Source organism: Rahnella sp. PCH160, assembly GCF_047784855.1.
Classification (GTDB): domain Bacteria; phylum Pseudomonadota; class Gammaproteobacteria; order Enterobacterales; family Enterobacteriaceae; genus Rahnella.
In genome coordinates this window covers 1,674,245-1,693,320 of the sequence record NZ_JBLOGT010000001.1, presented here as the reverse complement: position 1 = coordinate 1,693,320, position 19,076 = coordinate 1,674,245, and the positions used below count along the sequence as shown (strand labels likewise).

The window sequence follows — 19,076 nt, the reverse complement described above, 5'->3', positions numbered from 1 at the left end:
GGCTCCTCAGAAGTACCCTTGACGCTTTTTCAGTTCCATCGAACCGGCCTGATCGCGGTCGATTGCCCGCCCCTGACGCTCACTGGTGGTGGAGACCAGCATCTCTTCAATGATTTCCGGCAGCGTTTGCGCTTCGGATTCCACAGCGCCGGTCAGCGGCCAGCAGCCCAGTGTGCGAAAGCGCACCATTTTCTTCTCGATCACTTCGCCCGGCTGGAGATCAATACGATCGTCATCCACCATCAGCAGCATGCCGTCACGCTCAAGAACCGGACGCGGCGCGGCCAGATAAAGCGGAACGATTTCAATATTTTCCAGATAGATGTACTGCCAGATATCCAGCTCAGTCCAGTTGGAGAGCGGGAACACACGGATGCTTTCGCCTTTGTTAACCTGGCCGTTGTAGTTGTGCCACAACTCCGGGCGCTGGTTTTTTGGATCCCAGCGATGAAAGCGGTCGCGGAACGAGTAAATACGTTCTTTGGCACGGGATTTTTCTTCGTCACGGCGTGCACCGCCGAAAGCCGCATCAAAACCGTATTTGTTCAGCGCCTGTTTCAACCCTTCAGTTTTCATGATGTCAGTGTGTTTGGCACTGCCGTGAACGAACGGGTTAATGCCCATCGCCACGCCTTCCGGGTTTTTATGCACCAGCAGTTCGAAACCGTAGTTTTTCGCCGTGCGGTCGCGGAACTCGTACATTTCGCGGAATTTCCAGCCGGTGTCCACATGCAACAACGGGAACGGCAGCGTACCCGGGAAGAAGGCTTTACGAGCCAGATGCAGCATCACCGAGGAGTCTTTCCCGATGGAATACATCATCACCGGGTTGGCGAATTCAGCAGCCACTTCACGGATGATATGGATACTCTCCGCCTCCAGTTGCCGCAAATGAGTCAGTCGTTTTTCGTCCATAACAGATCCTTTAAGCCAAATTCACAACCGACGGACGTTGCGTCCTGTCAGTCTCAGGATGATGCCCAAACCACGCCAGTTGCTGATGAAGTGCCACCACTTCACCAATCACCAGCAGCGCCGGTGTCGGCGCCTGTTGAGCCAGATGTTCAAGATTATCGAGCGTTCCGGTCAGCACCTGCTGATCGGCCCGCGTTCCCCGTCCGATTACCGCAACAGGTGTCGTTGCTGCACGTCCGTGAGCAATCAGCTGTTGGCTGATTTCCGCCGCTTTCAGCGTGCCCATGTAAATCGCCAGCGTTTGTTTTCCTTTCGCGAGCGTTTCCCACTGCACGCCGTTGTCGTCAGAACGACAATGCCCCGTCACAAACATCACGCTCTGCGCGTAATCACGGTGCGTCAGCGGGATCCCTGCATAGGCCGTGGCCCCTGCCGCAGCGGTGACACCCGGAACCACCTGGAAAGGAATTCCGGCCGCTTGCACCGCCTGTAATTCTTCACCGCCACGCCCAAAGATGAACGGGTCGCCGCCTTTCAGACGCACGACTTTTTTCCCCTGCTGCGCCAGTTCGACCAGCAGACGGTTGGTTTCTTCTTGCGATACGGAATGGCCACCGGCCCTTTTCCCTACGCAGATCTTATCAGCGTCACGGCGGACTAAATCCAGCACGTCGTCGCTGACCAGATAGTCATACAACACCACATCAGCCTGCTGCATCACCTGCAAGCCGCGTAAGGTCAGTAATCCTGCATCACCCGGCCCGGCGCCGACCAGCGTGACATTGCCATTTTGCGCGACGCCTTCCGCACTTTCTAACTGCTCCTGCAACGCTTTCTCCGCTTGTGCGAGTTTCCCCGCAGAAGCCAGGCTGGCAAAGCGCCCGGAAAACGCCTGTTCCCAGAAGCGACGGCGTGCACGCATTGAGCTGAACCGGGTTTTGACCTTTTCACGCCAGCGCCCGGCGATATCCGCCATTTGCCCCAGACTTCCCGGCAGCAGTGTTTCGAGTTTCTCACGCAACATTCTGGCCAGCACCGGCGCTTTACCGCTGGAAGAAATCGCCACCACAATCGGCGAGCGATCGACAATTGAAGGAAAAATAAAAGAACACTTGGGTTGATCGTCGACCACGTTAGCCATAACGAAGCGCTGATTAGCCTGCTCAAAGACCTCAGCATTCAGTGCGGCATCATCGGTCGCTGCAATCACCAAAAACACATCATCAAGCTGCTCTGGCAGAAATGCCTGCGCCAGCCAGCTGACTTCGCGGGCGTGTTCACGTTGTTCCAGCTCGGGAGAAAGTGCTTGTGCAACTATCCGAACTTGTGCGCCCGCCCGCAGGAGAAGATCTATTTTGCGTGCAGCGACTTCGCCCCCCCCACAACCAGCACCGGGCGTTGTTTGAGGTCGGCAAATATTGGTAGATAGTCCACAAAAGCCTTTATTGATTGTCAGGATTAATCTTCAAACTATACGTGCAGGCAATAATTGATCTGAAATGACGAAAAGGAATGAATAGTTACTAAATGGAATATAGCCCGCTATCAGGGGCGCAGATTTTTTATAATCCTCCCAGCCTGAATATTTTTCATGACATCTCACGCCCCTTCCTGACTACAAAAAGAGCGGTTTGAGATAACGGGAAATTGTCTAATGGCGCGTACAATCGCATACTGTATCGTCCACAAAGACCGCCACACGCGGCCTGTCAGGTGTTGTGCCCTTTCCGGTCATTTCGACCCGCAAACAAGGATTTTTGGCTATGTTTTCTTTTTTACGCATGAAGCGGACGCTGCTCGCCATCGGGCTGAGCGGCTTCTTAATGGGTCATGCGGTGGCGGCCTCGTCGCCACTTCCGGCGATGGGCGAGATCGCCAGTCAGCAAATTCGTCATATCGCGACCTATTTTCCCGGCCGCATGGCAGGCAGCCCTGCCGAACTTATCGCGGCAGATTACCTGAATCAGCAGTTCAATAAATTAGGCTATAAGAGCGACCTGCGCGGATTCGATACGCGTTATTTGTACACCAGCAACGACGGCAAAAAGAACTGGCAAAATATTCACGCCACGTCCGTCATTGCAGCGCGTACCGGCGAGGTTCCACAGCAAATTATTGTGATGGCGCACTTTGATACCTATGTGCCGCAAAGCGACAGCGATACCAACCATAATCTCGGCGGCCTGACCTTGCAGGGCGTGGATGATAACGCGTCAGGCGTCGGCGTGATGCTGGAGCTGGCCGAACGTATGCAAGCCATTCCGACGCATTACAGCCTGCGTTTCGTGGCGCTGAGTGCAGAAGAAACCGGTGCGAAAGGGGCGGAAGATTTCGTGAAACGTATGAGCGCCGAAGAGAAGAAAAACACGCTGCTGGTGATCAACCTGGATTCACTGATTACCGGCGACCGGTTGTATTTCAACAGTGGCGTGAATACGTCTGCGGCGGTGGCAAAACTGACCCGCGTCCGTGCCATCAAAATTGCGCGCAGTCTGGGGATCCCGGCGGAAAGCCACGACAATACGCATTGCTGCAACGGTATCGGCGCGCTGGATGAAGCACGATTACCGCTGCTGAACGTGACGGCAACGAATTATGCATTAGGCAAGAAAGATGGCGAACAGCAACGCACCATCAGCAGCCACTTCCCGCTGGGCACGACACGCTATCAGAGCCAGTTCGATAACCTGCAATATCTTGATACCGCGCTGCCGAGCCGCATTGAAAAACGTTCACGGGATACCGTGAAAGTATTGTTCCCGCTGCTCAGGGATCTGGCGAAACCGGCGAAACACGCCTGACAGAAAAGGATATTTCAGGGACACGTAATATGGAATCCCCTAAATAATTCGGGCTACAGAAAGGCGGCAAGCGAAGAAGTCCCGATGAGCTGACATAAGTCAGTGATTCGGGCGACTGAGCGCAGCCAACGCCTCTGTAGCCCGAAGTATGACGGGGATTTTATTCGTGCAGGCCGCACTCTCTTTTAAGCCCAAAAAAGCGCGTGTCTTCTTCTTTCATTCCTTCTTCCCACTTCTTCGTCGTGTGCGTATCGCCGACGGAAAGATAGCCCTGATCCCACAGCGGATGGTAGCTCAGGCCATGTTCTTTCAGATACTGGAAGACCTGACGGTTATCCCAGTCAATGATCGGCAGAATTTTAAATACGCCGCGCTGAACTGCCAGCACCGGCAGATGCGCCCGGCTGCCGGACTGCTCGCGCCGCAGACCGGCGAACCAGGTCTGCACGCCGAGCGTCTGAATCGCACGATTCATCGGCTCAACTTTATTGATGTGATTGTACTTCTCAATGCCCTCGACGCCCTGCTCCCACAGTTTGCCGTAACGCGCTTCCTGCCACGCGGGCGATTGCTCCGCGCGGAAGATCTGCACGTTCAGGCCGAGCTGTTCGGTTAACGAATCAATGAACTGATAGGTTTCCGGGAACAGATAACCGGTATCGGTGAGGATCACCGGAATGTCCGGTTTCTGCTGCGTCACCAGATGCAGACTGACAGCCGCCTGAATACCAAAACTGGAGGACAACGCAAATTCACCGGGCATATTCTCCAGCGCCCACTGCACACGCTCCTGCGCAGACAGTTTTTCAAGGCTGACGTTAATTTCCGCCAGCGCCATGGCCTGTCCGGACTTCGGCATGTCGTTCAGTTCGGCCAGCGTCAGATTCAATGAACTCATGGTGCCTCCTGTCAGTCGTAAAGGTTAATCGTAGAAATCACGGGCCGGATCAAGTACCGGCCGGATGATCCCCGCGCGGATCACAAAATCACCAAAGCCTTCACCGGTTTCACGCTCTTTTGCCCAGCGCCCGACCAGTTCGTCGATGATCGTCAGGATCTCTGCGTCTGAAATATTTTCGCGGTACATCCGCGGGATACGCGTCCCGGCGCGGTTACCGCCGAGGTGCAGGTTGTAACGGTTGAGGGCTTTGCCCACCAGACCGATTTCCGCCAGCAGCGCGCGGCCACAGCCGTTCGGGCAGCCGGTCACGCGCAGAACGATGTGTTCATCGCCCACGCCATGGCCGTGCATGATGCTTTCGACTTTGGTCACAAACTCCGGCAGGAAACGTTCGGCTTCGGCCATCGCCAGCGGACACGTCGGGTAAGACACGCAGGCCATTGAGTTTTTACGCTGCTCGGTCAGGCCATCGTCGATCAGGCCGTGATTACGCGCCAGCGTTTCGATCGCGTCTTTGTCTTTTTCGGCGACACCGGCGACGATCAGGTTCTGGTTAGCAGTTAGCCTGAAATCGCCTTTGTGGATCTTAGCAATTTCTGCCAGACCGGTTTTCAGCGGCTTGCCCGGATAATCCAGGATTCGGCCATTTTCGATGAACAGGGTCAGGTGCCACTGTTTGTCGATGCCTTTCACCCAGCCGATACGATCGCCGCGACCGGTGAATTCGTAAGGGCGGATTTCAGCGAACTGAATTCCCGCGCGTTTTTCCACTTCGGCTTTGAAGACTTCAACCCCGACGCGTTCCAGCGTGTATTTCGTTTTGGCATTTTTACGGTTGGTACGGTTTCCCCAGTCGCGCTGTGTCGTCACCACGGCTTCGGCCACGGCCAGCGTGTTCTCCAGCGGGATGAAGCCCAGCTCGCTGGCGGTACGGGCGTAAGTGGCTTTGTCGCCGTGCGCGATAGAAAGACCGCCGCCGACCAGTACGTTGAAACCAACCAGTTTGCCGTTATCCGCAATCGCCACAAAGTTCAGATCGTTCGCATGAAGATCGACATCGTTCTGCGGCGGGATCACCACGGTCGTTTTGAATTTACGTGGCAGGTAAGTCGCGCCCAGAATCGGCTCTTCGTCGGTGGTTTCGACTTTTTCCTGATCCAGCCAGACTTCAGCGTAAGCACGGGTGCGAGGCAACAGATGCTCGGAGAGCTTTTTCGCCCACTCGTAGGCTTCACGATGCAGTTCTGATTCCACCGGGTTCGACGTACACAACACATTGCGGTTAACGTCGTTGGCGGTCGCCAGCGCATCCAGACCGAGTTTGTTCAGCAACTGATGCACCGGTTTAACGTTCGGTTTCAGAATGCCGTGGAACTGGAATGTCTGACGGTTAGTAATACGAATGCTGCCGTACAGCGTGCTGTCTTCGGCAAATTTGTCGATGCCCAGCCATTGCGCAGGCGTCATCACCCCGCCCGGCAGACGGCAGCGCAGCATCATGGCGTGACGTGGCTCCAGCTTTTGCTCGGCGCGTTCAGCACGAATATCGCGGTCGTCCTGCTGATACATGCCGTGGAAACGAATCAACAGGAAATTGTCACCGTTGAAGCCGCCGGTCAGGCCGTCTTTTAAATCTTCGGAAATGGTTCCGCGCAGGAAATTGCTTTCCTTTTTCAGGCGTTCGGCGTCGGCCAGCGGCGCATCAACGATCAGCGGACCAGGGCCGGGATTGAGTTCACTCCACAACTTTTTGCTCATTATTTTTTCACTCATAACTTTATGCCCAAAATCATTCGATTTGCAGGTAGGCGGCAAATGAAGGAATCCCGATGAGCTGACTCAAATCAGTGATTCGGGTGACTGAAAGAAGCCAACACCCCTGCAATTTGAAGGATGCAGGGCATTAGTAGACGTCACGCTGATAGCGGCGACCCAGACGTAACTCGCTGAGGTATTCGTCGGCGGTTTCCAGATCCATCACGCCATATTCTGCAATGATCTCCAGCAACGCCTGCTCTACGTCTTTCGCCATACGGTTGGCGTCGCCGCAGACATAGACGTGCGCGCCTTCCTGCAACCATTGCCAGACTTCAGCGCCGCTCTCGCGCAGTTTGTCCTGTACGTAAACTTTTTCCGCCTGATCACGCGACCACGCCAGACTGATGTTGGTCAGCAGGCCGTCTTTCACGTAGCGCTGCCATTCCACCTGATAAAGGAAATCGTCGGTGAAGTGCGGATTGCCGAAGAACAGCCAGTTTTTGCCGCTGGCCCCGTCATTATCACGCTGCTGGATAAACGCGCGGAACGGCGCAATCCCGGTTCCCGGCCCGATCATAATCACCGGCGTTTCCGGATTCGCCGGCAGACGGAAGTTGTCGTTGTGCTCGATAAAGACTTTCACTTCACCGTCTTCTTCCAGACGGTCGGCCAGATACCCTGACGCGCCACCGGAACGCGGGCGGCCATCAATGTCATAGCGCACAACGCCGACGGTAATATGCACTTCGGATTCGGTTTCCGCCTGCGAAGAGGCAATCGAATACAGGCGCGGCGTCAGCGGACGCAGTAAATCCACCAGTTGCTGAGCGTCGAGTTCGGTCGGTGCGCGACGCACCATGTCGACGAACGGCACGGTTTGCGCGTATTGCTGAAGTGCAGGTTTGTCGGCCAGCAATCCGGTCAGATGTTCGTCGCGACACAGCGCAGCGTATTTCTCAATGATTGGCGTGGTGTTTTGCGTCAGCTCGATATGATGCTGAAGGGCTTCAGACAGCGGCAGTGATTTGCCGTTGATGTCGACCGTTTCATCACCTTTCAGCCACAGCAGTTCCACGACTTCCTGCACCAGTTGCGGATCGTTTTCAAACCAGATACCCAGCGCATCGCCCGGCTGATAACGCAGGCCGGAATCACCCAGATCGATTTCCAGATGACGCACATCTTTATCCGAGTCGCGGCCGGTGATTTTCTGGTTAACCGCCAGCGTCGCCGTCAGCGGCGCTTCTTTGGTATACGGGCTGCTGTCGATCTGATTCACGCTGCCCGCCAGGGTCGGGGCGGCTTGCCCAGAAATGTCCGCAGGCACGCGCTGTTTCAGAACGTCAACAATGCGCTTGCGCCATCCGGCGGCGGTCTCTTTATATTCAACGTCCGCATCCACGCGGTCTAACAGACGCTCCGCGCCCAGTTCGCCCAGACGCGTGTCGAAGTCTTTACCGGCCTGGCAGAAGAACTCATACGAGGTATCGCCAAGCGCAAACACCGCAAAGGCCGTGTCCGTGAATTTCGGCGCTTTTTTGGATTGCAGGAATTTATGCAACGCGACCGCTTCTTCTGCCTGTTCGCCTTCGCCCTGCGTGGAAGCCACAATCAGCAGCAGTTTTTCCTGCGCGATTTGCTTGAATTTGTAATCACCGGCATTGACCAGATTCACATTCAGTTTTGCGGCAATCAGGTCATCGCGTAACTGTTCGGCCACGCGGCGCGCGTTACCGGTTTGCGAGGCCGAAATCAGGGTAATCGACGCGGCGGCCTGCACCGGTGCCGGCGCGGCCACAGCGCCCGGTTGCTGGTTAACCATTCCCCAGAAATAACCGGAAAGCCATGCCATCTGAGTCGGTGAATAATCACTCGTTGCCGATTGAAGTCGTGCCAGTTGCTCGGGGGTCAGCGGGAGCAGTGAAATTGGAGGAGCCTGAGTCGTCATCGCAGTACGAATTCCCTTATGCATAAGCCAGTCATCAATCCGGCCTTCAGCGGCTTTCAGGGAATATCTGCGCGCGGAAAAGACCTTCAGAAAGTGTAAGGTTAACGAGGCGGATAATAACAATTAAAGAAGTGATGGAAATAATAAATAACCAAAATGACTAAGAGGATTTAGCGGTAAGTTCTATCTGAAAAAGTGGTAAAGGGAGTTTTTTATCGTACTGAAATCGCTATGAAATTTCCCACACAGTTCGCGGGCATTTTCAAAGTGATGGAAAGTAAAAGAAAAACCCCGCCGGAGCGGGGTGATGAATTTTTTTCAGGACGCGGCTTTTACGCCGACGCCTCAGAGATGGAAGGCATTATGCTGCTCGAACCATGCAAACTGACCGGCGGCAAAGACCGACATTTTACTGCCGCTGTGGCCGATGTCAGACAGGTCCATAAAGTGCCAGTTAAACGGTGTGTTGTTTTGTTCGGCACGCTGCTGGGATGTGGTGAAATAGCTTTCCGCACGTTCCAACCGGTCAGTCCCCTGCGCCATCGCCTGTTTAGATTTACGCAGCAGATGGTTTTCCGGATCATCATCCTCAGCGCCCACGGCAATCAGAACCGGCTTCGCAAAGTAATCATTGAGCTGTTGCTGGTTCACCGCCACCGGCGCTTCACGCAAACCGTACGGCCAGCGCTGATCGGTATCCGGTAATGTCCACCAGCCCGCTGCGGCGCACACGGCAGCTTTGACATTCGGCTCCGGCAATAACGTCAGCATACGGTGCACAAACTGGCAGCCCGCGCTGTTGCCAAACAGGTAGTATTGCTTCTGGCTGATCACGCCCTGCTTTTGCAACGTCGTAAAGAGATTATCGACCATGCTAAATGCCCACTGGGATTTCGGCAGGCGGTGGTGCGTTTTGCTGTCCACCAGATTGCCGAGGTTATACCCCGCCGCGCCCGGAAATTCCTGCTCACTGAAATGCGGCACCATCACCCGCAGGTGGTACTGATCCGCGACGGTAATCCAGTCATTACGGTAGGTCGACGCATTTCGGTCAACCCCGGTCATCACCATCACCACCGGCGTGTTTTCATCGGCACCGGCGGGCTGGTAAGTAAAGACTTCCAGCGTTCTTTTACTTTGGGTCAGAGGAACATGTATGACACCCGGTCCCGGCGGGAAAACCAGCGGGATTTTGGCCGCAGCAGGTTTGGCGACGGGGGGCACTTTTACAGCAGGTTGAACAGTTTTAGCCGCGGCAGGCGCGGCTTCCTGTGCGGGGGCCGTAGTTTCTGCCTGCACGCCAGCAGAGAACAACAGCGCCAGAACAGCGCAACGAAGCACAGTAATCATTCACTATCTCAACAGGTTAGTTTCTACCGGCTCACTGTAAGCCAGCAATGCAGGCGGAGTAAAGAGAGTAAAAGTCAGGATTTGGTGAAGAAAAGCGCAGTTAAGTCATGGCACGTAAGCCGGTATTCCGGTACTATGCCGCGTTTTTTCGAGCAACGAGACAGCCTTATGACCACCACATTATTTAAAGATTTTCAGTTCGAAGCCGCACACCATTTACCGCACGTCCCGGCCGGACACAAATGCGGCCGGTTGCATGGCCACTCTTTTACCGTTCGTTTAGAAATTACCGGTGAAGTGGATCCGCACACAGGCTGGGTAATGGATTTTGCTGATCTGAAAGCTGCATTCAACCCGACTCTCGACCGCCTCGATCACTATTATCTCAACGATATTCCCGGTCTGGAGAATCCAACCAGCGAAGTGCTGGCAGAATGGATCTGGAATGAGATGAAACCGACGTTACCTTTGCTTTCCGCCGTGCGCGTGAAAGAAACCTGCACAGCGGGTTGCGTCTATAAAGGCTGATCTATCCGATCCCCAAAATCATTCGTGTTGCATCAAGGCGGCAAACGAATGATCCCCGGGAGCTTACATCAGTAAGTGACCGGGGTGAATAAGTGCAGCCAACGCAGAGGCATCGCGAAGGATGCAGGGGATTAGGCGATGTTGAGATATTTATGAGTTTGCATCGACAGCCGCCAGTTCTTTGCAATGCAGGTCGCAATGCAAAGTTTGGTGGCTTCTTCTTTTTGGCTGATAGGCTGCAACGCAATAATGCGCGATTTGCTGTCGGTCAGCGTTTCCAGCAAGGCTTCCAGTGCGTCGATATCACGCTGACGCGCCACAGGATGTTTCACTTCATCAGCACGTTTCAACGCCTGCGGCAGAATGTCGTACCCGCCACGCATATTCACTTTAGGTGAAACGGTGACCCAGGTATTCACTGAACAACGCACTTCATGCGTACCGCTGGTTTCAATCTGGCAACTGAAACCATTTTTCTCAAGCAACGAGGTCAGCTCCGTCAGGTCATAAATACACGGTTCTCCACCAGTGATAACCACATGTCGCGCGGTGTAACCCTGCTGCGTAATGACGCCCAGCAACTGTTCTGACGTCGCGTTACCCCAGGCATCACTCTCTTCGGTTTTGACCAGAATCCGCTGCATATCGACTTCCCGATCGGCAATTTTATCCCAGGTGTGTTTGGTATCGCACCAGCTGCAACCCACCGGACAGCCTTGCAGGCGCACAAAAATCGCCGGCACGCCGGTAAAATAGCCTTCCCCTTGAAGGGTTTCGAACATCTCATTAATCGGGTACTGCATCGTTTTCTCAGTCATCTCTAAAAAATCAGCGCGCATTATCACAGATAAGACGGGTGAGGCCAAACTTGTGCTGTAAATGAGTATGGCAGATTTGCCCGCCGCTATCTTTCAGGCATAAAAAAACCCGCCGGAGCGGGTTTTTAAGAAAGCGTTACGGGGCAGTAATTACTGACCTTTAACTTCTTTCAGACCGTTGAACGGAGCAGGAGTCCCCTGTGCCGCCAGCGCTTCTTCGATACGGATCAGCTGGTTGTATTTAGCAACGCGGTCAGAACGGCTCATAGAACCGGTTTTGATCTGGCCAGCAGCAGTACCGACCGCGAGATCTGCGATGGTTGCATCTTCAGTTTCGCCTGAACGGTGAGAGATAACGGCAGTGTAGCCAGCATCTTTAGCCATTTTGATCGCAGCCAGAGTTTCGGTCAGTGAACCGATCTGGTTGAATTTGATCAGGATGGAGTTAACGATGCCTTTGTCGATACCTTCTTTCAGGATCTTGGTGTTGGTGACGAACAGATCGTCACCGACCAGCTGGATTTTGTCGCCCAGAACTTTAGTCTGGTAAGCGAAGCCATCCCAGTCAGATTCGTCCAGACCGTCTTCGATAGAAACGATTGGATACTGTTTGGTCAGGTCTTCCAGGAAGTGAGTGAACTCTTCAGAAGTGAAAGCTTTGTTGCCTTCGCCAGCCAGAACGTATTTACCGTCTTTGTAGAATTCAGAGGCTGCACAGTCCATCGCCAGGGTGATGTCTTTACCCAGTTCGTAGCCTGCTGCTTTCACTGCTTCTGCGATAACAGCCAGTGCTTCTGCGTTGGAACCCAGGTTTGGCGCGTAGCCACCTTCGTCACCCACAGCAGTACCCATGCCTTTAGATTTCAGAACTTTCGCCAGGGTGTGGAAAACTTCAGAACCCATACGGATGGCTTCTTTCAGAGTTTTCGCGCCAACAGGCTGAATCATGAACTCTTGAATATCAACGTTGTTATCCGCGTGTTCGCCGCCGTTGATGATGTTCATCATAGGCAGTGGCATAGAGTATTTGCCTGGGGTGCCGTTCAGTTCTGCAATGTGCGCGTACAGTGGCAGACCTTTAGAAGCCGCAGCCGCTTTAGCCGCAGCCAGGGAAACAGCCAGAATCGCGTTAGCACCGAACTGAGATTTGTTCTCAGTACCGTCAAGATCGATCATGATCTTGTCGATGTTAGCCTGGTCTTTCGCGTCTTTGCCCAATACAGCCTGAGCAATTGGACCGTTAACAGCAGCAACGGCTTTCAGAACGCCTTTGCCCAGGAAACGGGATTTGTCACCGTCACGCAGTTCCAACGCTTCGCGGGAACCGGTAGAAGCACCTGATGGCGCAGCAGCCAGACCAACAAAACCACCTTCCAGATGAACTTCAGCTTCTACAGTCGGGTTACCACGGGAGTCGATGATTTCGCGACCGATGACTTTAACGATTTTGGACATTAGGATTTCCTCAGTACAAGTTAACTAAAGCTTCAGACAAACGACGCATCTGCGACACGTCGTTTCCCCTGTATTTTATTTTACCTGACGCTTCTGATACTCACCGGCAGCCTTCACGAAGCCTGCAAACAGCGGATGACCATCACGCGGCGTAGACGTAAATTCTGGATGGAACTGGCAAGCGACAAACCACGGATGATTTGGCAGCTCGATAATTTCCACCAGTTGCTTATCGCCAGAGCGACCGGCTACGCGTAAACCTGCGGCTTCGATTTGTTTCAGCAGCATATTGTTCACTTCGTAACGGTGGCGATGACGTTCAACTATTGTCGGCTCGCCGTACATCTCACGAACCAGGCTACCTTCGTTCAGGTGACATTGCTGGCCACCTACACGCATGGTTCCGCCTAAATCACTGTCTTCGGAACGTACTTCGACGTTACCTTCTTCATCGCGCCATTCAGTGATGAGGGCGACGACAGGGAACTTACAGTCTGGCACAAATTCCGTTGAGTTGGCGTTATCCATACCCGCAACGTTGCGGGCAAACTCAATCAGCGCAACCTGCATTCCGAGACAAATACCCAGATAAGGAATGTTATTCTCACGTGCATAACGGGCTGTTGCGACTTTCCCTTCCACACCACGGTAACCGAAGCCACCAGGAATAAGGATTGCGTCCAGGCCTTTCAGCACTTCGACGCCACGGGTTTCGACATCCTGTGAATCGAGAAGTTTAATGTTCACGGTCAGGCGATTTTTCAGGCCGCCGTGTTTGAGTGCCTCAATCACAGACTTGTAGGCGTCTGGCAGCTCCGTGTACTTACCGACCATACCGATGGTGACTTCACCACCCGGATTAGCTTCTTCGTAAACAACCTGTTCCCACTCGGACAGGTTGGCTTCCGGCACGTTGATGCTGAAACGTTTACAAATATAGTCGTCCAGACCCTGGGATTTCAAGAGGGCCGGGATTTTATAAATGGAATCAACATCTTTAAGGGAGATAACCGCTTTTTCCGGCACGTTACAGAACAGCGCAATTTTTGCACGTTCATTGGCAGGAACAGCACGGTCTGAACGGCAGATCAGCACGTCTGGCTGGATACCGATAGACAGCAGTTCTTTTACAGAATGCTGGGTCGGTTTCGTTTTCACTTCACCGGCAGCGGCCATGTAAGGCACCAGCGTCAGGTGCATATACAGCGTATGTTCACGGCCCACTTCAACCGCCATCTGACGAATCGCTTCCAGGAATGGCAGGGACTCGATATCGCCGACAGTACCGCCAATTTCAACCAGCACGACATCGTGGCCTTCGCCGCCTTCAATGATGCGTTCTTTGATGTTGTTGGTGATGTGCGGGATAACCTGGATGGTTGCGCCGAGATAGTCGCCGCGGCGCTCTTTGCGCAGCACGTCAGAATAAATACGGCCTGTGGTGAAGTTATTGCGTCGGGTCATCTTGGTGCGGATGAAACGCTCGTAGTGACCCAGATCGAGATCAGTTTCAGCGCCATCTTCGGTAACGAAGACTTCACCGTGTTGAGTTGGGCTCATCGTGCCCGGATCCACGTTGATATACGGGTCCAGTTTCATGATGGTCACGTTGAGGCCACGGGCTTCGAGAATAGCCGCCAGAGAGGCTGCGGCAATGCCTTTACCCAGAGAGGATACGACCCCGCCGGTCACAAAAATATAATTAGTTGTCATGCTGAACCTGAGAGGTTAGGTTTAAAGATGATGGAGTAACCAAGACGGGAAAACAGTATACCGGAACCTTGTGTGCGCCACAAATAATCGTTTTGCTGTCCATCGTCGTTTCCTTGCCGTCAGTTCAGTAGGGTTTTGCCTTTCAGCCCTTCCCTCTCAGTCTTTCAAAAACAAACAGTTAGCCTGTAAAAAGTGCGTTACCGTTCGCATGACACACTAAAACATCTTAGATTTCAATTTGTTGGACTTTAATGCACGCAGATCAGCGTTTTAGCCCCTGAATGACATTGAGCTTAACCGTTTCAGCACCTTCAGATCTTGTCGCCGATCAAAGTCGCATTCGCCGATTTCAGCCTTCCTGCTTTTTCACCTGTTGCCAGGCGGCTTCCATCTGTTCGAGTGTCGCGTCTTCCATCGTTAAACCTCTGCCGCGAATAATCTCCTCAACCTGCCGGAAGCGGCGCTCAAACTTGCGGTTGGCCGCCTGTAACGCATCTTCCGCTTTGTGGCCGAGATGACGGGAAAGATTGACGGTGGCGAACAGCAGATCGCCAATTTCCTCGCCGAGCTTTTCTTCATCAATAACCGCCTGACGCGCTTCGAACATCACTTCGTCAATTTCTTCGTACACTTTGTCGAGCACCGGCCCGAGCGTCGTCCAGTCAAAACCGACGTTCGAGCAGCGTTTTTGAATTTTATGCGCCTTCATCAAAGCAGGCAGTGCGGAAGGAATATCATCGAGCGCGGAATGCAGCGATTTATCCGCACGCTCAAGCGCCTTACGCGCTTCCCACTTCACCAGAACGTCTTTGCTGCTGGCGTTTTCCGACCACGCGGCTTCATCACCAAAAATTTGCGGATGACGGCGTTCCAGTTTGTCGGCAATCGCATTGCAGATATCGTCGAATTCAAACAATCCCTGCTCACTGCCCATCTGGGCATAGAACACCACCTGAAACAGCAGATCGCCCAGCTCGTCTCGTACATCGGCGTAATCTTTACGGGCAATCGCGTCCAGCACTTCGTAGGTTTCTTCCAGCGTATACGGCGCGATGGTCTCGAAAGTCTGCTCTTTGTCCCACGGGCAACCGGCTTGCGGGTCGCGCAGAGTTTTCATGATGGTGAGCAAGCGTTGCAAAGAAGTTTCAGTCATAGCGCCTATCCGTATTAAGTTTTTTTCTGAAAGAATAAAAATAAGAAAGGCCCGACTGGCGGGCCTTAAGATGAAGAAATCAACTGCCGTGCAGTCGTTTCGCTTCAATGACATCCGGAAGCTGATTCAGTTTGGCAATCACGCGCCCCAGCACCTGAGGGTTGTAGATTTCGATATCCATATCGATGGTGGCCAGTTGCTGCTTGGTATCACTGCGGCTGGCAACGCCCAGCACGTTCACTTTTTCGTTGGCGAGAATGGTCGTGATATCACGCAACAGCCCGCTGCGGTCGTTCGCGACGACGCGCACCACCAGCGAATAGCCGCTGGAATAGCTTTCGCCCCACACGGCATCCACCACACGTTCCGGTGCATTCGAGCGTAAATCTTCCAGTTGATCACAATCGGCGCGGTGGATGGAAATCCCACGCCCCTGCGTGATGTAGCCGACGATTTCATCGCCCGGAATCGGCTGGCAGCAACGCGCAATGTGGTGCATCAGATTGCCCACGCCTTCGACCACAACACGGCCATTGTCTTTGTTGCGTGCCGGCGGCGGCGTGGTTTTCTGCGTCAGCTGGCGCAGCGCTTCCCTGTCCAGCTCTTCCGCACTCGGCTTTTTCAGCTGCGATTGCAGGAAGTTGACCATCTGGTTGATGCGGATATCACCGTTACCGATCGCCGCCAGAACTTCGTCGAGCGAGTTAACGTTGTAACGCGGCATCAGCAGTTTTTCGGCATCTTTGATGCTGATATCCAGCCGGTCCAGTTCATCGTCGAGGATCTGTTTACCGGCAATAATGTTTTTGTCGCGATCCTGCTTACGGAACCAGTTCTGAATTTTAGAACGCCCGCGGCTGGTGGTGACATAACCGAGGCTCGGGTTGAGCCAGTCACGGCTTGGGTTCGCATGTTTCTGGGTGATGACTTCAATCTGGTCACCCATCTGCAACTGATAGGTGAACGGCACGATGCGCCCGCCGATTTTGGCACCGATACAACGGTGACCGACATCGCTGTGGATGTGGTAAGCAAAATCGAGCGGCGTTGAGCCCATCGGCAGGTCGATAACATCGCCTTTTGGCGTAAACACGTAAACCCGATCGTCGAAGACCTGGCTGCGAACTTCGTCGAGCATTTCGCCCGAGTCGGCCATTTCTTCCTGCCACGCGATAAGTTTACGCAGCCACGCGATGCGGCCTTCGTAACCTCCGCTGCGGCCACCGACCACGGCGGTGCCTTCTTTGTACTTCCAGTGTGCGGCGACGCCCAGCTCGGCGTCTTCGTGCATCTGGCGGGTACGGATCTGTACTTCCAGCGTTTTACCGCGCGGGCCCAAAACAACGGTGTGAATCGACTGATAACCGTTCGGTTTCGGGTTGGCCACGTAGTCGTCAAACTCATCCGGCAGATGGCGGAAATGCGTGTGCACAATCCCTAATGCGGCGTAACAATCCTGCAAGCGTTCCACTACGATACGCACGGCGCGCACATCGAACAGCTCGTCAAAGGACAGGGATTTTTTCTGCATCTTGCGCCAGATGCTGTAGATATGTTTCGGACGGCCATAGACATCTACTTTGATGCCTTCTTCCAGCATGGCATTTTTCACCGTCGACACGAAATCGTCGATGTATTGCTCACGGTCGATACGACGCTCATGCAGTAGTTTCGCAATGCGTTTGTATTCGTCGGGATGCAAATAGCGGAAGCAGAAATCCTCCAGTTCCCATTTGAGCTGACCGATACCCAGACGGTTCGCCAGCGGCGCATAGATATTGGTACATTCTTTGGCGGCAAGAACGCGCTCTTCTTCCGGCGCGTCTTTGACTTCACGCAGATGCGCGATACGTTCGGCAAGCTTGAGCACCACGCAGCGGAAATCTTCCACCATTGCCAGCAGCATACGGCGGACGTTGTCCACCTGCTCGGACCCCATCGAATCATTTTGTGTGGCTTTCAGCTGACGAATGGCATCCATATCGCGGACACCGTGGACGAGATCCGTGATGCCTTTGCCAAACTGCTGAGTGAGGGTTTCTTCGTCAATAATGCCGTCGTCGACCAGCGGGAACAGCAGCGCCGCGCGCATACTGTCGTTATCCATGCTGAGGGTCGAGAGGATTTCAACCATTTCCAGCCCGCGCCACAGCAGAAGTGACGCGTCAGCATGGCCCTGCGTTTGTTGTTCGCAGTAGCGCCAGGTTTCGGCTAAACGCTCACATGATTGCTGGCTGGACAGCCCTAAACTGTTGATCCAGTCGTCGAGCGCAAACTCGCCAGCCGTATTCAAATGTGCACTTCTTACCGCAACCATACCCTCTCCCTACGTTTCTGATACAACGCCTGTATCAGACGGGTTGATAAACAGAGCCATCGATTCAAGGTGCCCGGTGTGCGGGAACATATCCAGCATACGAACCTGAGCTAAGCGATAACCCGCCTCCAACAAAATTTTACTGTCCCGGGCCAAAGTCGTGGGATTGCAGGACACATACACCACGCGCCTCGGGGCAAGCTTAATAATATGCGCCATTACGCCAGCAGCGCCGCCCCGGGCCGGATCCAGCAGGACTTTCGAGAAGCCTTGCGCCGCCCAGGGTTGTTTACTGACATCGTCTTCCAGATTTTCATGGAAGAAGGACACATTTTCTACACCATTATTCCGGGCATTATCTTGCCCATTCGCCACCAGTGTAGCAACACCTTCGACGCCGACAACCTGCTTCGCTCTTTTTGCCAGCGGCAGGGTGAAATTTCCCATCCCGCAGAACAAATCCAGCACGCGATCTTCAGCCGTCAGTTCCAGCCATTCCCGCGCCTGTGCCACCATTTGCTGGTTAACGGCATCGTTAACCTGAATAAAATCGCGCGGGCCGAATTTCAGATTCAGGCCATCAATCTGATAATACGGCGTTTCGCCGCATAACTGTTCGAGCGACTCACTGTCCGGTGCCAGAAAAATGGATAACGGATGTCGGGCACCGAAAGCCATCAGGCGCGCACGATCGGCCTCGCTCAGCGGATCCAGATGACGCAGCACCAGCACCGCGCAGTTATCGGCCAGTACCAGCTCCAGATGCCCCAGACGTTTCACTGCTGACAGCGATGACAGACATTCCTGCACAGGCACCAGCAGCGTTTCCAGTTCCGGGCGCAGCACCGGGCAACGGGTGATAGCCACCAGATCGTTCGACCCTTCCTGACGGAACCCCATCACCAGCGGGCCATTGGCGGAGCCGGTTTTACGGCCCGGTTTCACGCCCGCGATTTGTAAACCCAGACGCGCACGACGCCGGTAGCCATATTGCGGGCCGGCAATCACCGGTTGTTCCTGCGCCTGTACGCCAGTTTCGCGGGAAATCAGCCGCAGCAGTGACGCCGCTTTACTCCGCTGTTGCAGCGCCTCGCTGGCATGTTGCTGCTGACAGCCGCCGCACGTCGAATAATGTGGACACAGCGGTTTGACGCGCTCAGCACTGGTCGTCAGCAAACGTTTCACCCGCCCTTTGGCGTACTTGCTTTTATCTTCTGTTAAAGTGACTTCCGCCTGTTCGTCAGGCAATAAACCCCTGACAAATACGGCTTTGCCGTTGTGGCGCGCGACACCCTGCCCGAAAGCATCCAGGTCGGTGGCGGTCACAGTTATCGTTTGCCGGGTCGTCACGCGGCGGTTCGGAGAGTAGAATTGAGCCATTATTGTCGATTGCACGCTGGTTTATTAAGCTTACTTTAG

The 19,076-nt window shown here is 54.0% G+C and carries 13 protein-coding genes and 1 pseudogene; 2 read left to right on the top strand and 12 right to left on the bottom strand.

Features of this window, described 5'->3' with window-relative positions; translation table 11 throughout:
* Window positions 1-6: 6 nt before the first annotated feature.
* Both cysD and cysG read right to left on the bottom strand, forming a co-directional pair.
* Window positions 7-915 (bottom strand): sulfate adenylyltransferase subunit CysD, encoded by a 909-nt coding sequence (gene cysD / locus ACM5QY_RS07810; RefSeq protein WP_416120044.1) that lies wholly within the window; start codon window positions 913-915, stop codon window positions 7-9.
* A gap of 10 nt (window positions 916-925) precedes the next feature.
* Window positions 926-2,349 (bottom strand): annotated as a pseudogene (gene cysG / locus ACM5QY_RS07805) (siroheme synthase CysG).
* A 329-nt stretch (window positions 2,350-2,678) separates the two neighbouring features.
* On the opposite strand from cysG, the gene ACM5QY_RS07800 reads away from it, so the two are divergent.
* Window positions 2,679-3,716: an aminopeptidase gene (locus ACM5QY_RS07800; protein WP_416120042.1), complete on the top strand. Its 1,038-nt coding sequence runs from the start codon at window positions 2,679-2,681 to the stop codon at window positions 3,714-3,716.
* A gap of 160 nt (window positions 3,717-3,876) precedes the next feature.
* Here the strand turns inward: ACM5QY_RS07800 and ACM5QY_RS07795 are convergent, their stop codons facing one another.
* From ACM5QY_RS07795 to ACM5QY_RS07780, 4 genes are all read right to left on the bottom strand, one after another.
* Window positions 3,877-4,614: a phosphoadenylyl-sulfate reductase gene (locus tag ACM5QY_RS07795; protein ID WP_416120040.1), complete on the bottom strand. Its 738-nt coding sequence runs from the start codon at window positions 4,612-4,614 to the stop codon at window positions 3,877-3,879.
* 24 nt (window positions 4,615-4,638) lie between these two features.
* Complete coding sequence (gene cysI, locus ACM5QY_RS07790; protein ID WP_416120038.1) at window positions 4,639-6,375, bottom strand: assimilatory sulfite reductase (NADPH) hemoprotein subunit; 1,737 nt, start codon at window positions 6,373-6,375, stop codon at window positions 4,639-4,641.
* A gap of 145 nt (window positions 6,376-6,520) precedes the next feature.
* Window positions 6,521-8,323 carry an NADPH-dependent assimilatory sulfite reductase flavoprotein subunit gene (cysJ, locus tag ACM5QY_RS07785; RefSeq protein WP_416122840.1) on the bottom strand — a complete coding sequence of 601 codons (1,803 nt, stop codon included), beginning with the start codon at window positions 8,321-8,323 and terminating at the stop codon, window positions 6,521-6,523.
* A 345-nt stretch (window positions 8,324-8,668) separates the two neighbouring features.
* Window positions 8,669-9,673 carry a hypothetical protein gene (locus tag ACM5QY_RS07780; RefSeq protein WP_416120036.1) on the bottom strand — a complete coding sequence of 335 codons (1,005 nt, stop codon included), beginning with the start codon at window positions 9,671-9,673 and terminating at the stop codon, window positions 8,669-8,671.
* 168 nt (window positions 9,674-9,841) lie between these two features.
* Here ACM5QY_RS07780 and queD point away from each other — a divergent pair, with 168 nt between their 5' ends.
* Window positions 9,842-10,201 (top strand): 6-carboxytetrahydropterin synthase QueD, encoded by a 360-nt coding sequence (queD, locus tag ACM5QY_RS07775; protein ID WP_416120034.1) that lies wholly within the window; start codon window positions 9,842-9,844, stop codon window positions 10,199-10,201.
* 131 nt (window positions 10,202-10,332) lie between these two features.
* On the opposite strand, the gene queE is transcribed toward queD, so the two are convergent.
* From queE to rlmD, 6 genes are all read right to left on the bottom strand, one after another.
* Window positions 10,333-11,004: a 7-carboxy-7-deazaguanine synthase QueE gene (gene queE, locus ACM5QY_RS07770; protein WP_416122839.1), complete on the bottom strand. Its 672-nt coding sequence runs from the start codon at window positions 11,002-11,004 to the stop codon at window positions 10,333-10,335.
* Between the two features lie 165 nt (window positions 11,005-11,169).
* Window positions 11,170-12,474, bottom strand: a complete 1,305-nt coding sequence (gene eno / locus ACM5QY_RS07765) for a phosphopyruvate hydratase (protein ID WP_416120032.1) — start codon at window positions 12,472-12,474, stop codon at window positions 11,170-11,172.
* Between the two features lie 75 nt (window positions 12,475-12,549).
* Window positions 12,550-14,187, bottom strand: coding sequence for a glutamine hydrolyzing CTP synthase (gene pyrG, locus ACM5QY_RS07760; protein ID WP_416120031.1), 1,638 nt, complete (start codon window positions 14,185-14,187; stop codon window positions 12,550-12,552).
* Window positions 14,188-14,536: 349 nt separating this feature from the next.
* Window positions 14,537-15,340 (bottom strand): nucleoside triphosphate pyrophosphohydrolase, encoded by an 804-nt coding sequence (mazG, locus tag ACM5QY_RS07755; RefSeq protein ID WP_416120030.1) that lies wholly within the window; start codon window positions 15,338-15,340, stop codon window positions 14,537-14,539.
* Window positions 15,341-15,419: 79 nt separating this feature from the next.
* Complete coding sequence (relA, locus tag ACM5QY_RS07750) at window positions 15,420-17,657, bottom strand: GTP diphosphokinase (protein ID WP_416120029.1); 2,238 nt, start codon at window positions 17,655-17,657, stop codon at window positions 15,420-15,422.
* A 9-nt stretch (window positions 17,658-17,666) separates the two neighbouring features.
* Window positions 17,667-19,037 carry a 23S rRNA (uracil(1939)-C(5))-methyltransferase RlmD gene (gene rlmD, locus ACM5QY_RS07745; protein WP_416120028.1) on the bottom strand — a complete coding sequence of 457 codons (1,371 nt, stop codon included), beginning with the start codon at window positions 19,035-19,037 and terminating at the stop codon, window positions 17,667-17,669.
* Window positions 19,038-19,076 lie beyond the last annotated feature (39 nt).

What these genes read in the sequence shown, in the direction of transcription:
- cysI (WP_416120038.1), bottom strand. Translation starts at nt 6,375, where the DNA reads ATGAGCAAAAAGTTGTGGAGTGAACTCAATCCCGGCCCTGGTCCGCTG.
- rlmD (WP_416120028.1), bottom strand. Translation starts at nt 19,037, where the DNA reads ATGGCTCAATTCTACTCTCCGAACCGCCGCGTGACGACCCGGCAAACG.
- queD (WP_416120034.1), top strand. Translation starts at nt 9,842, where the DNA reads ATGACCACCACATTATTTAAAGATTTTCAGTTCGAAGCCGCACACCAT.
- relA (WP_416120029.1), bottom strand. Translation starts at nt 17,657, where the DNA reads ATGGTTGCGGTAAGAAGTGCACATTTGAATACGGCTGGCGAGTTTGCG.
- ACM5QY_RS07780 (WP_416120036.1), bottom strand. Translation starts at nt 9,673, where the DNA reads ATGATTACTGTGCTTCGTTGCGCTGTTCTGGCGCTGTTGTTCTCTGCT.
- queE (WP_416122839.1), bottom strand. Translation starts at nt 11,004, where the DNA reads ATGCAGTACCCGATTAATGAGATGTTCGAAACCCTTCAAGGGGAAGGC.
- ACM5QY_RS07795 (WP_416120040.1), bottom strand. Translation starts at nt 4,614, where the DNA reads ATGAGTTCATTGAATCTGACGCTGGCCGAACTGAACGACATGCCGAAG.
- pyrG (WP_416120031.1), bottom strand. Translation starts at nt 14,187, where the DNA reads ATGACAACTAATTATATTTTTGTGACCGGCGGGGTCGTATCCTCTCTG.
- cysD (WP_416120044.1), bottom strand. Translation starts at nt 915, where the DNA reads ATGGACGAAAAACGACTGACTCATTTGCGGCAACTGGAGGCGGAGAGT.
- eno (WP_416120032.1), bottom strand. Translation starts at nt 12,474, where the DNA reads ATGTCCAAAATCGTTAAAGTCATCGGTCGCGAAATCATCGACTCCCGT.
- ACM5QY_RS07800 (WP_416120042.1), top strand. Translation starts at nt 2,679, where the DNA reads ATGTTTTCTTTTTTACGCATGAAGCGGACGCTGCTCGCCATCGGGCTG.
- mazG (WP_416120030.1), bottom strand. Translation starts at nt 15,340, where the DNA reads ATGACTGAAACTTCTTTGCAACGCTTGCTCACCATCATGAAAACTCTG.
- cysJ (WP_416122840.1), bottom strand. Translation starts at nt 8,323, where the DNA reads ATGACGACTCAGGCTCCTCCAATTTCACTGCTCCCGCTGACCCCCGAG.